Consider the following 13,137-nt stretch of genomic DNA (forward strand, 5'->3'; position numbering starts at 1 on the left):
GGCCGGTGTCCGCCGCCCCGCAAGGGGAGGTGGGCACCGGCCGTCGGCGTACGCGGTCGGTCGGGCTCAGCGCGCGAAGAGGGCCAGCGCGTTGGCCACGGGCCGTTCGACGACCTTCCCCGGGGTCTCCCGGGGGTTGTTGCGCAGTTCCCCGAGCACGACCATGCTCGTGGACCCGCCGCCGTCGAGGCCGATGGCATCCTGGGCGCCGAGCGAGGCCATGAACTCGGCGGCCTCGGCCAGCGTGGCTCCGGCGTCCACACCGGGGTTGCGGCCGTCGATCGTCACGAGGAGCAGCGCGCCGTCCTCGGTGATGCCGGCCAGGGTGCGCGGTGCCTTCCTGGGGGTGGACGCGGCGGCGCCGAGGGCGGACTCGCCGTCCTTCAGCAGCCGGTAGCGGCCGCCCACCGCCGTCTGGACGTCCTCGCCCACGGGCAGCCCGACCATGTTGTTCATCTGCACGGAGCGCTTGATCCGGTTGCCCCTGCGGGCATGGGACTGCAGCCAGTCCACCTCGTCGCCCGTCGCGTAGAGCGTGCTGCCCTTCGCCGGTACGCGCCCGCCGGCGGGCTTGCGGAGGTCCACCACCCGCCCGTCACCGTCGAGGACGGCTTCCATGCTGCCCGGGGGGCCGGGGGGAGTGCGGTCGCCCCACTCCTCGGTGAAGGCGACGAGTTCGTCGGCGTCCGTGCACAGACCGCCGTACGGCTCCTCCATCGGCTCCTCCGTGACGGCCAGGCGGTCGCCGCCCACGCCTCCGCAGCCCAGGACGCGGCCCGGGACCCGGTTGATGCCGTCCAGTTCGCCTCGGGAGCCGTCGTCCGAGATCACCTGGCCTTCCGTGGTGACCTCGTCGATGCGGGCGTCGAGCCGGCCGTCGCGGGTGCCGAGCAGCAGGGCCGTCCGGCCGTTCGTCGCCTCGCTGAGCAGCCGGCCGCCTTCGGTGTACAGGCCGAGCGGGTCCCCGTCGTAGCCGCCGTAGTTCTTGCCGGTGCTGATGTCGAAGTAGGAGGCGTTGACGGCGGCCACCGCCCCGGTCGCCGCGGCCATCTCCCGTACGGTCTCGGCGTGGGCGAGGGAGCTCCCGTGCACGGCCCCGACCCGGACCTCGGCGTCGGGCCGGATCGCCAGCATCTGTACGTGGGACACCGCGCGGCCGTCGAGTTTCCGGGCGAACTCCTTGTAGGTCACTCCCCTGGGCAGCGCTCCGTCCGGGACCGGCGCCAGGGTGGAGAACCCGGGTTCCGGGAAGTCCGTACCGCTCGAACATCCCGCCAGGGTCAGGGTCATGGCCAGGGCGGCCGCCAGGCGGGCGCGCCTAGCCACGGAAGGCACTCAGTGCCCCCGGTGACATGCCCAGGTCGCCTATCCGGATGGTGACGTGCGAGCGCACGGAGTGGCCGGCCTCGTCCTCGTAGGTGCAGGTGAAGAAGTCGTAGCCCTGGTAGGAGGCGGGGGCCTGGTAGACCACCGTCCCGTCCGGGGCGCAGTGCAGCATGCCCTGCCGGGGGATGCCCACGCCGGTACGGCGCAGACCGCGCTCGGCGTCCGGGGGCAGGGTGACCTGGGCGCCGGGCGGCAGGTGCAGGGCCCGGCCGGGGACGCTGTGGCGGCGGATCCAGTACCCCTGGTCCTCGATGCCGGAGCTGGGGATCAGCTTGTCGCCCTCGGCGGGCATCAGGCCGACCACCACGCGCGGGAGCATGATCGCGCCGTCGGGGGCGTCCGGCTTCACCTTCACGGTGCAGGTGTGGGTGGCCGCCTCGGTGCCGGGGGCGAAGCCCATGTAGCGGCCGTTCTTCAGCAGTCGCAGGCCCTTCAGGCCGCCCATGACCACGGCGTCGCCCAGGGTGTCGCCGAGGACGTAGCCGTACGTGCGGTACGCGCCGCCGCTGGGCGTGAGGGTCATGGCCAGGGTGAACTCCTGGCCGGGTACCAGGGGCCTGCCGGGGTCGGCCGAGGAGGCCAGGTCGAGCACCCCGCTGAAGGCGCCCTGGGTGATCCAGGCGCGGACCACGGGGAACCAGGCGGTCACTTCGCTGCTCATGCCGTCGCTCCCACCATCGCTGCGCCGACCCGCTCCTTGGTGAGCCGGTCGAATTCGACGTCGTCGAGGAATTGCACTGCCTGGTTCGCGTCGAACTGGTTCTCCAGGTTGCGGAAGAACGGGGCGGGCAGCAGCTCGCGCGAGCGCAGCTCTCCGGCGACGAACCGTGCGCACTCCACGGCGCCGACCGGCCGCATGTGCGAGTTGTCCCCCACCCCGTCGGGGTAGTTGGGGTGCTCACCCGGTTCGAGGTAGAGGAAGACCTGCTTGCAGCCCTGCGGGCCGAGCTGGCGCCACCAGGCGACGCTCCACTCGTTGAGGTCGATCAGCGGCGCGGACATCTGCGCCGCCACCTCCCGCTTGGCGGCCGGGTAGAGCTTCAGCGGCCGGCGGAAGTTGCCGAACCGGTCGAAGACCGCCCGCTCGTGGCTGGGGACGAGCACGGGGTGGGCGCCGCGCAGCCGGGTCTCGATGACGTAGCGCCGCAGGTTGCCCTGGTAGTCGTCGAAGGGCTCGGTGTGCAGGCCGGCGCCGGGCTTCATGTCGTTGGGCCCGAAGGAGATCAGGTGCAGGTCGCCGGGGCGGATGTTCTCCATGATCCAGCCGAGCCGGCCGCGCTCCATGAAGCTCTTGGTGCTGGCCCCGGCCCGGGCGCAGTTGATCACGTCCACGCCCTGCATGAAGATCGGCATCGCCTGTCCCCAGCCGGTCATGGGAGCCATGCTGCCCTGGCGGCTGCACACGCTCGATCCGCCGGACAGGAAGATTGCCGTCATGGTGCGTCCTTCATGTGTCTCAGAACTCCCCGAAGCCTCGTGCCCCGAGGTGCAGCTGCGCCCGCTGGTCACCGACGATGTTGGCGTCCATGGATTCGATGACCTGGAAGGCCCGTTCGCAGTTGTGGGTGTCGCGCAGGACGAAGAACTCCTCGGCGCGCCGCCGGTACTGCGGTTCCACCTCGAACTGCCGCTCGATGGTCGCGATGATCTCCTGGACGGCGTGGTCGACCGTCCGGCAGGCCGGTCCGAAGCCGTCCCGCGCGAGATCGAAGTAACCCCGCTTGTAGTGCTTGCTGTAGAAGGACTCGTCGTCGAAGTTCGTGTAGACGATGGGCTTGCCCATGTACGCCACGTCGAAGAACACCGAGGAGTAGTCCGTGACCAGCATCGAGCACTCGCGCATCGCGAGCTGCACGTCGCGGCCCGTCGTCGACACCGTGACCGACGGGTGGTCGATCTTGAAGTGGTTCAGGTAGGGCCGGATCTCGTAGTGCGGCATGAACTCCAGCTCCACGCCGTAGTACTGGATCGCGCTCAGCAGCCGCTCGTTGCGCAGCAGTGCGGAGAAGAACCGGTAGTACTCGGACGCGGCGAAGGGGATCTCGGGCTTGGCCGCCTTGTTGTACGAGGGCGCCACGATGTCGCGGCGCCAGGTCGGCATGACCAGGATCCGCCGCGGTCCGTTCACCGGCTCCAGGGCGTCGAAGCGGGGCAGACCGGTCGCCGCGACGCGCGCGTAGCCGTACCCGCAGTGCTCGGCGTAGTACGAGCGCTCGCTGCGGCCCGTGGTGAGCACCATGTCGACGTTGGTGGCCTGGCCGTGGATGGAGGCCACGACGTCGTTGTAGACGACTCCGTGCTGGAGGAACACCCGCTTGTAGCGCAGCAGGTCGCCGTAGCCGCGCAGGAACGCCCGCTTGAGGAGGCCCGGGAAGCCCAGGTAGGCCTCCAGGTCGTACGCGTTGATCAGGCGTTCCGCGTGCAGCAGGTAGGCGCGGTGCTTCCATGACAGCCGGTCGATGACCTGCCCGTACCGGGCGACCTTGTCCCAGTCGGGGGAATCGCCGTTGATCGAGTAGTAGACCTTGGTCTTGGGCCGGTTCTGCCGGATCCACTTGAACAGGTGGTAGCTGTTGTCCTGGGCGGTGTCCTCGCGCTCGCCGATGATCCAGATGCCCCGGTTGTGCAGGTAGGGGTACGTGAACCAGTACATGAGGCGCGTGCGCCAGCCGGGGCGGCCCGGCAGCGAGTTGCGCAGCTCCCACTTGAACCGGCGCAGCCTGTCCTTGCACCGGGCAGCGAAGCCGCGTACCCAGCGGACGGTCACCTGCTCCTCGTCGTCGATGGACACGACGAAGCGCTGCCTGCCCCGGGTGTGCACGCCCTTGAAGCGGTGGAGCATCTGGCGGGCCGCCAGCGGGACGTCGTGGTGGAGGTCCTGGTCGACGACCCGGATCACCATGGACAGCTCGGTGTTGGCCAGTGCGTCGAGGGTGCCCGGACGGGCCGTGGCGCGCCAGCCGGAGAACCAGTCCTGGTTCTTGCGGGTGCGCCAGCGGTCGCGGCGGTAGTTCTGCGCCACGGGGAGCGTCACCTCGCGCCGCCCGTCGGAGAGCACCAGCTGGAGCTCGTTGGTGTACCGGGCGTTGATGTCCACGCCGGAGAGGACGAGGAGCCCCTCGAAGTGGATCTCGCCGTCGGTCCAGTCGAAGGTCTCCAGGACGGCGCTGGCCCGCGGAACGCGCAGCAGCGTGGTCCGCACCGGGTCGGACACCAGTCTGCGGTAGACGCCCTCCTCGTCGAGGAAGAGCGTGGGCAGGTACTCGGGTGCGCCGAGCGGGTCCGCGAAGAGGTCGAGGTTGCCCGTGACGATCGCGTGGTGCTGGACCTTGGACTGCGGGTGGACGGCGTACTGCAGGATCACGTCGTCGGGTATCTGGCTGTAGACCGATCCCAGCAGGGGCAGGACCGAGGCGAGCTCGGGCCTGCTCATGATGCGGTGCATGTTGCGCACGTAGGGCTGGAGGGTACGGACGACGAAGCGCTGGGCCAGGACGAGGGTCCGCGGCGGGGCTCCCTGCACCGAGGCCAGTACGTGCGCGGCGAGCCGGACCCGGTCCACCGTCTTGACGGGGTCGTTCCAGGGGAAGTCGAAGAGCGAGTTCTGGTTCTGCTCGTCGCGCTCGAAGAAGCGTGCGTCCTGCGCGATGGCCACGCCCCGCGCGTAGAGCACGGCCGGGACGGTGAACCAGTCGTCCTCCAGTCCCGGGCCCGGGCCGCCGCGGAAGCCGTGCTCCCGGATGTAGGAGGTCTTGAAGAGCTTCGCGCCGAGCAGGGTGGAGAAGACGAGGTACGGGGCGTCGGCCAGCCGGCGGACGGAGTCCTTGGCCGTGAAGTACCGCTGCCACGGCTCGTCCTCGCTGCGCCACGGGCCGGGGAAGTTGTCGGCCTGGCCGGCGACGACATCGGCTCCCCTGGCCTTGCTGGCGGCCGCGAGCAGCCGGCCGATGGAGTCCTGGCCGAGGATGTCGCGGGCGCGCGCGAACATCACGTAGGGGGCGACGGCGTACTGCAGCCCGTGGTCGAAGGCGGCGCTGGCGCCCAGGCTGTGCTGGGCGACGACGCCCGTGTTGGGGTAGTAGGCGGCGAAGGCCGCGAGCTGCCGGCCGGTGCTGTCGTTGGATCCGTCGTCGACGAACACCACCTGGGTGCGGGCGAAGCTGCGCTGGGCCACGAGCGAGGCGAGGAACTCGCGCAGGTGGTACTCGTCGTTGTGGCAGTGGACGACGAGCGTGGCGGCGTAGCTCTCGGGCAGTTCCACGGGGCCGGTCGGGGCGGCGTCCTGCCACCACAGCCACGGGGTGCCCCGGTCCGAGGTCTTGACCCGCTGTTCCCCGGTCTCGGGGCGCAGGCCCAGGTTGCCGCTGACGGTCTCGTAGACCTCAAAGACGCCCGCGTCGCAGGAGTGGCGCATGGCGGTGACGTCCACACCGCTGATGTTCAGCGCGGTGGAGACGCGCTCACCGGCGTGCCGGAGCTGGACGAAGAAGTTCCAGTTGCCCACCCGGTCGGTCTTGTCCAGGGTGGCGTTGAGGTCGATGGTGGTGTGGTAACGGATCCAGTCCTTGTCGATCTCCACACCGGAGACGGGGAAGTGGTGGTCGGCCTTGGTGCTGCGGCGGCGCAGCACGGCGATGAGCTCGACCTTGTCATCGGCGGCGAACCGGCTGAACTGGTTGCGGATCGCGCCGGAGATGTGCAGCTCGCCGTCGACCATCTCGATCGACTCGGCCTTGTTGTACATGCGGGAGTCGGCGAGCTTGTGCCCGGTCAGCTCCAGCTCGGTGACTTCGAGGAAGCTTGTCGCGTCCGGGTACCCGAGCAGCGACCCGGACCAGAACACCCGGCCGTCGCGCTCCACGATGTCGGAGCTGATGACGCTGCGGCGCTTCATGTAGTCCGAGGCCGACACCGCGATGTCGACGCGTCCGTGCATGAGGCCGAAGGCGCGGATCCGCTCCATGGGGCCGCACAGTTCGAAGGTGCCCGGGTCCAGGCTGTGCAGGTAGGGGGCGACAGCGGCGAGGAATCCGCTGTGGAAGGCGTGGTCGCCGGTGCGCAGCTCGGGCGTGTACAGCCGCAGGTCGTGCGAGAGGAACTTGGCGCCCTTGCGGGCCAGCAGGTCCGGGCGGCCGACGCTGCGCAGGAAGCTGTCGGTGTACTGGTGCACCAGGACGCGGTCGCCGATGCTGCGCAGCTCGTGGCGGCGGTTGGTGATCGACGGCTGGTCGGACTCCCGCTCCCACATCCACCGGTAGACCGGGGTGGCGAGGATCGTGAAGGACCGCGCGTGGAAATTGGCGACCGTGGAGAAGTAGGTGTCCTCGAAGAAGACGCCCTCGGGGAAGCGGATCCCGTGATTGTCGAGGAAGTCCCGGCGGTACAGCTTTCCGGCGGCGATCGGGTCGTCTAGCAGCTCGGGCATGCCGCCCAGGCCCGCGACCGTCTGGTCGGCCGGGTACAGCTGGGGCTGCCAGACGGTGAGCTCGTCCGTGGCGTGGTTGATGCGCACGACACGGCCGGCGGTGATCTCCGAGCCCGTGACGAGCGCCGAGGACAGGAGCGTCTCGGCCGCCTTGAGCGGGAGCTCGTCGTCCGCGTCGAGGAACATCACGAAATGGCCCGAGGCCGCCTCGATGCCGTTGTTGCGGGGCGCGCCGCAACCGCCGCTGTTCTGCGGCCGTTCGATGACCCGGACGCGTGCGTCCTGGGCCGCGAACTGGTGGGCGAGGGCGAGGGTGCCGTCGGTGGAACGGTCATCGACGACGAGCACCTCGACCGTGCGGTGCGTCTGCGCCAGGGCCGACTGCAGGGCCCGGGCGAGCGTGGCACTCGCGTTGAAGGCCGGTATGACGATGGTGACGCCGTAGTGCGATATGTCGACCGGGAAGCTCATCGAGAGTAGTGCTCCGGTTCGACGTAGCCGGGCCGCAGCGCCTGCGCCGGAATCTTGGAGAGCTGCATGGTGTCCGTCACCGCGCCCGTGTACTCGTCCGGGTAGGGCGCGGGGTACGGCACGAAGCCGGGGTCCTCGTACGGCTCGGGGGCGGGGAAGCGCTGGGCGACTTCCTCGACCTCGCGCAGGTCGTCCTCGCCGCGCCGGCGGTGGCGTCCGGCGTGCAGGTGCTCGGCTATGGAGCCCGCGCGCGTGGGGATGTTGCCGGGGTCGAGGCGTTCCATCGTGCGCGTGAAGTCCCGGGTGGAGAGCCAGAACTTGAACATGATGACGAGCTCGAAGCCGCCCATCAGCACGGCCGACACCGCCGTGGTCCACAGGATATGGCCGATGACGGGGCCGATGATGAAGATGAACATCTGGAACTCGATGCCGCTGATGAGGTGCGGCCGGATGCGGCTCTGCACCAGCGCGTGGCGGACCCGCGCGTACCAGGGGAACTTCTCGCGGAACTGCTCGTGCAGGTCGATGACCTCGGCCTGCTCGGTGTCCGTGCTCTGGCGCTTGAGCTCGTCCGCCTGGCCCAGGGGGTTCTCGCGCAGCAGGTCCTCGATGAAGACGACCTTGCGCTCCTCCTCCTCGATCCCCTGCTCCTCCTGGCGGGCGAGGGTGACGGCGGCGATCTTGGTGCGCATGGACATGCGCATCTTGTAGATCTGGAGGGCGTCGACGTAGCGGAGCATGTCGAGGAAGATCACGACGAGGGCCGCGAGGAGGTAGACCTCTTCGTCGTTCTGGACGAACTGTCCGCCCATCAAGGTCAGGGCGCAGATCAGGACGCGGATGCGGTCGAAGACGTAGTCGAGCCAGCCGCCGAAGATGGTGCCATTGCCCTTGAGGCGGGCGAGCTTGCCGTCGATGCAGTCGAGGATGAAGCTGAGGTGGTACAGGGCTGCGCCGATGCACAGCGAGACCCAGTCGCCCTGGAAGAAGTAGTACGCCGAGCCCAGGCCGACGAAGAGTGCGGCCCACGTCACCCGGTTCGGCGTGACGAAGTTCCATCGGGCCAGGACGCAGACGAGGCGGGTCGCTATCGGGTCGACCAGAAGGACCGTCCACCAGGCGTCCCGCTTTTTGCAGGTGAGCTTCTGGACGGCCTTCAGTGACAGCTTGGACATAACCCCTCAGTCATCGACACCGGCACGGGATGTACAGGTAGAACCTTCATCCTGTGATCACGTGTGACGGCAAGTGGCGGTCTGCGACCCCAACCATCCACTTATGGTTCAGGTAAAGGGCGTTCTTGAGACTTTAGCAAACCGCGGCAGACGCGAGCCAGGCCGGAAGTCGACAGCCGTCCCCACCAAACCCGTACAGGGCCGGGCCAAAGGACCTTACTGGGCGTGCCAGGGAGTGAACTCCAGGCCATCGGATCCCAGTTGCTGCCGGGCAACGCGCAGTCGCCCGTCCATTCCCACCGTGACGATCACCACACGGCCCTGGCCGTCGAAGGCGGCGGCGGGCGGGACGATCGAGCGCTCCCCCGACGGCGACCACCACACCCCCGTGTCCGGCCGCCCGTCCGGGTACGCGCCGATCGCCGGCACTCCCCCGTGGCCGCCGCGCACGAGCACCGTGCAGCCCCAGCCCTGGATGTCGGCTCCCACGACCCCGGTGACCGGTCCGTCCCCGTCGGGTCCGCCGAGGCCTATCGGCGCATGGGCGCCCGGCCACCAGACGCAGACCTCGTTCGTCGCCGCGTAGCGGAAGCGCACCATCCCGGAGTCCGGGGCGGCCGACAGGCTGCCGGGGCGCGGGTTCACCGGGATCCCGCGGTTCTCCTGCCATCCCGCGGCCGCGTTCCCGTGGTACCAGTGCACGGCGCCATCGCCGTCACGGGTCCGGGCCACGAGGTGCACGCTGCCGTCCGGCGACGCGAAGACCGCCGTCTCGTCGGCGACCTTCCGCCCGCGCAGGGCCTCCCAGCTGCTCAGCACCCCCTTCGGGGACTGCTTGCGCACGCTGATGCCCCGTCCGAAGTTGCGGACGAAGACGTGCATGAAGCCGTCGGCGGCGAAGGTGGCCGCCGGGAAGCCGATGGAACGCGCCACCTGCCACGACGTGTGGGGGTTGCCGAGCGAGACCCACGGCCCGAGGGGCCGGCCGGTCTGGTACTGGGCGGCGTACACCACCTCGATGTCGGCGCCGCCCTCCTTGCGGTCGGTCCGGCTCAGGCCGATCAGGTACGCGTAGCCGTCGGACCCCTGGACCACGGTCAGCCCCGGCATGAGGTCCGGCCCTTCGAGCAGCTCGGGTCCGCTCCACCCCTCGGCCTCGGTACGGCCCTCGGTCCACCGGACGACGCCCGCGGCCGTGGGCAGGTACGCGGACAGCCGGCCGTCCTTGCCGCTGACCAGCCACCGCGACGGCTCCGGGTAACGGGGGCCGGCCTCGGAAACGAGCCCGGGGTCCGTTCCGGCGGCGCGGCAGTCCACGAAGACGGGCACGCCGACGGCCCGCTGGTACCGGCGGGCCGCCCTCAGGGCGCTGCGCGCGACCTGGCCGCGCGCCGGCGGCTCGGTGACGACGGGGAGCTTGCGCTCCTTGTCGTAGCCGACGTGCGTGGGATCCGGGTCGAGGGTCCGTACGCGGACGGGCCCGGTCTCGTGGAACACGTCGAGGATCTGCCCCGTGATGCTCCCCACTCCGGCGTCGAGGACGTAGGGGTCTCCCGAGAACCGGCAGCCGCGCCGGCGAGCCTCGGCCACAGCCGCTTCCAGAGCCCGGTACTCGGCGTCGCTGCCGCCGTCGAGGCAGACGACCTCGATCGCCGAGCCGTCCGGCTCCGAGGCGATCAGGGGGACGGCTTCACCGGGCGTGGCGACGACGATCGCCACCGGAGCGGACCGGGTGACTCCCGTACGAGGGGCCGCCGGCGTCTGCTCGGGGGACGTGGCGCCGCGTCTCGCACGACGTCCGGTCGCTCGGACCATGGCTCTGCTCCCCATTCCCCTCGCGGCTGCGGTTATCCACTCCATACCGACCCCGAGACGATAGGCGCTCTCCCGTTCGAGTTGAAAATCTGCCTATAGTGCAGCGGCATCCGGCCCACCGCGCCGTCCGTCAGCCGACCGAGGCCCCGAGGATTCGAGCAGTATGACCCAACAGACCGCCACGCCCAGTCATCGCAACACCGGGCGGCGAGGGGCGCGTCCGCCCAGGTCACGCGGCCGCCGCGCGATGAAGATCGTCCTGGTGGTGGTCGTCCTGCTGCTGCTCGCCGCCGCCGGCACCGGCTGGTGGGCCTACAACCACCTCAACAAGAACATCGACAGCGTCGACCTGAACCAGACGATCGGTGCCGACAACCGCCCGGCGAAGGTCCCGGACAGCGGCCAGAACATCCTGGTGCTCGGCTCGGACTCGCGCGCCGGCGCCAACGGCGAGCTCGATCACGGCGATGTCAGCGGTTCGCGCTCGGACACCAACATGCTGGTGCACATACCCGAGGGCCGTAAGAAGGCCACCGCGATCAGCATCCCCCGCGACACCCTCGTAACCCGGCCCGAGTGCAAGGACAAGAACGGCAAGTCGATCGCGGGCGCGAACCGCGTCATGATCAACAGCATCATCGGGACCGGCGGCCCGGCCTGTGTCGTCAAGACCGTGGAGACGATGTCCGGCATCCGCGTCGACCACCTGGTGAAGGTGGAGTTCGCCGGATTCAAGGAGCTCGTGGACGCACTCGGCGGCGTGGACGTGACCCTCGACAAGCCCATCAAGGGCGGCCTGAACCTCGACGCCGGCACACACCGCTTGAACGGCACGGACTCGCTCAAGTTCGTTCGCACCCGCCACGGTTACGGCGACGGCAGCGACCTCGGACGCATCGACCTGCAGCAGAAGTTCATGATCGCGATGCTGTCGGAGATCAAGAAGCAGGACGTCCTCAGCAGCCCGGCCCGGCTCTACAAGCTCGCCGACGCCGGCACCAAGGCGCTGACCACGGACTCCGAACTCGACTCGCTCAAGGGCCTGTCGGACTTCGCCCAGAGCATGAACGGCGTGGATCCGGCGACCATGGAGACGATCATGCTCCCGGTCAACTACGACAAGATCGACAAGAACCGCGTCGTCGCCGTGGAGCCGCAGTCCGGCCAGCTGTGGGAGGCCCTGCGCAACGACCGGCCGATCCCGGCCTCGGCGAAGAAGTCCCCCGCCACCGGCGGCTGACCGACACCGCTCGCGACGAGCCCCGGCCCCCGGATGGGGGGCGGGGCTCGTCGGCGTGCCACCGCAGGACGCGCGTCAGCGGCCCTCGCGCGCAGGGTTCGGCGTCATGCCCTCGCCCCGGCCCAGGCGGCTGTGCTGCTTGCCGTAGAGGAAGTAGACGAAGCAGCCGATCGCCATCCAGATGCCGAAGCGCAGCCAGGTCTCAGCCGGCAGGTTCAGCATCAGCCAGACCGACGCGGCGATCGACACGATGGGCACGAACGGCACCCACGGGGTGCGGAAGGACCGGTGCAGGTCGGGCCGGGTGCGGCGCAGGACCATCACGCCGAGCGCGACCACGACGAAGGCGAAGAGGGTGCCGATGTTCACCAGGGTCGCCAGCTCGTGGATGCTGGTGAATCCGGCGACGACGGCGATGACCACACCGAGCAGGATCGTCGGCCGGTAGGGCGTACGGAACTTAGGGTGGGTCCGCGAGAAGAAGCGCGGCAGCAGCCCGTCGCGGCTCATCGCGAAGAACACCCGGGTCTGGCCGAGCAGCAGGATCATGCAGACGGTGGTCAGGCCCACGGCGGCGCCGAAGCTGATGATGCCTCCGTAGACCGGATGGCCGGCGGATTTGAAGGCGTCGGCCAGCGGGGCGCTGACGGAGAGCTCCTTGTAGTTCTGCATGCCGGTCACCACGATCGAGACCGCCACGTAGAGCACGGTGCAGATGATCAGCGAGCCGAGGATGCCGCGCGGCATGTCCCGCTGCGGGAGCTTGGTCTCCTCGGCTGCGGTGGCCACCACGTCGAAGCCGATGAAGGCGAAGAAGACCACGGAGGCGGCGGTGAAGATGCCCATGACGCCGAAGTTGGTGGGCTCGTAGCCGAAGAGGAGCTGGAGGAGCGGGGCATCGAGTCCGGAGCCGCCCGTCTGGGGTTCGGCCGGCGGGATGAACGGCGTGTAGTTGGACTTCGTGATGAAGAACGCGCCCGCGATGATCACGATGAGCACCACCGTGACCTTGATCGCCACGACCACCGCGGTGATCCGCGCGGACAGCTTCACCCCGACGACCAGGATCACGGTCAGCACCAGGACCAGGACGAAGGCGAGCAGGTCGAAGTGGCCGCCCGGAACGTCGGGCCCCTGGAGCAGGGCGGGCAGGTGGATGCCGGCGTTGTCCATGAGCGAGCGGACGTACCCCGACCAGCCGACGGCCACGACCGCGGTGCCGAGCGCGAACTCCAGCACGAGGTCCCAGCCGATGATCCAGGCGGGCAGCTCACCGATGGAGGCGTACGAGAAGGTGTACGCGGATCCGGCCACCGGGACCGTCGAGGCGAACTCGGCGTAGCACAGGGCGGCCAGCGCGCACACGATGCCGGCGGCGACGAACGCGAGGGCGGTGGAGGGTCCGGCGGTCTCCTTGGCGACCTTGCCCGTGAGGACGAAGATGCCCGTGCCGATGATCACGCCGACGCCGAAGACGGTGAGGTCCCAGGAGGAGAGCGACTTCTTGAGCTGGTGTTCCGGCTCTTCCGTGTCGAGGATCGACTGCTCGACCGATTTCGTACGGAAGGGACCGTTCAGGTTCCTACTCACCGACGCACCTCCGCAGGGCAGACCGCATCGAA

The 13,137-nt window shown here is 69.5% G+C and carries 8 protein-coding genes; 1 reads left to right on the forward strand and 7 read right to left on the reverse strand.

Translation table 11 applies throughout. From position 1 onward, the window contains the following. Positions 1-66: 66 nt before the first annotated feature. From OG435_RS42415 to OG435_RS42440, 6 genes are all read right to left on the reverse strand, one after another. Complete coding sequence (locus OG435_RS42415; RefSeq protein WP_266885751.1) at positions 67-1,326, reverse strand: phosphodiester glycosidase family protein; 1,260 nt, start codon at positions 1,324-1,326, stop codon at positions 67-69. Beyond that, entirely contained in the window at positions 1,319-2,047 is a 729-nt protein-coding gene (locus tag OG435_RS42420) for a hypothetical protein (RefSeq protein ID WP_266885753.1), read from the reverse strand. Before OG435_RS42420 ends, OG435_RS42415 begins: the two co-directional genes overlap by 8 nt. After that, the gene (locus OG435_RS42425; protein WP_266885755.1) at positions 2,044-2,823 is read right to left on the reverse strand and encodes a rhamnogalacturonan acetylesterase; all 780 of its coding nucleotides are present in this window, start codon (positions 2,821-2,823) and stop codon (positions 2,044-2,046) included. The genes OG435_RS42420 and OG435_RS42425 overlap by 4 nt, the downstream gene beginning before the upstream one ends. Positions 2,824-2,842: 19 nt before the next feature. Next, a complete protein-coding gene (locus OG435_RS42430) occupies positions 2,843-7,282 on the reverse strand; it encodes a bifunctional glycosyltransferase/CDP-glycerol:glycerophosphate glycerophosphotransferase (protein WP_266885757.1) in 4,440 nt (1,479 codons plus the stop codon). Then, on the reverse strand, positions 7,279-8,460 hold the full coding sequence (locus tag OG435_RS42435; RefSeq protein ID WP_266885759.1) for a CDP-alcohol phosphatidyltransferase family protein: 1,182 nt from the start codon (positions 8,458-8,460) through the stop codon (positions 7,279-7,281). The genes OG435_RS42430 and OG435_RS42435 overlap by 4 nt, the downstream gene beginning before the upstream one ends. 216 nt (positions 8,461-8,676) lie before the next feature. Beyond that, positions 8,677-10,275 carry a hypothetical protein gene (locus OG435_RS42440; RefSeq protein WP_266885761.1) on the reverse strand — a complete coding sequence of 533 codons (1,599 nt, stop codon included), beginning with the start codon at positions 10,273-10,275 and terminating at the stop codon, positions 8,677-8,679. A 163-nt stretch (positions 10,276-10,438) separates the two neighbouring features. On the opposite strand from OG435_RS42440, the gene OG435_RS42445 reads away from it, so the two are divergent. Beyond that, positions 10,439-11,515 (forward strand): LCP family protein, encoded by a 1,077-nt coding sequence (locus tag OG435_RS42445; RefSeq protein WP_266885763.1) that lies wholly within the window; start codon positions 10,439-10,441, stop codon positions 11,513-11,515. A gap of 75 nt (positions 11,516-11,590) precedes the next feature. Here the strand turns inward: OG435_RS42445 and OG435_RS42450 are convergent, their stop codons facing one another. After that, entirely contained in the window at positions 11,591-13,105 is a 1,515-nt protein-coding gene (locus OG435_RS42450; RefSeq protein WP_266885765.1) for an amino acid permease, read from the reverse strand. Positions 13,106-13,137: the final 32 nt, after the last annotated feature.

The organism is Streptomyces sp. NBC_01264, assembly GCF_026340675.1.
In the GTDB taxonomy this organism is placed as follows: domain Bacteria; phylum Actinomycetota; class Actinomycetes; order Streptomycetales; family Streptomycetaceae; genus Streptomyces.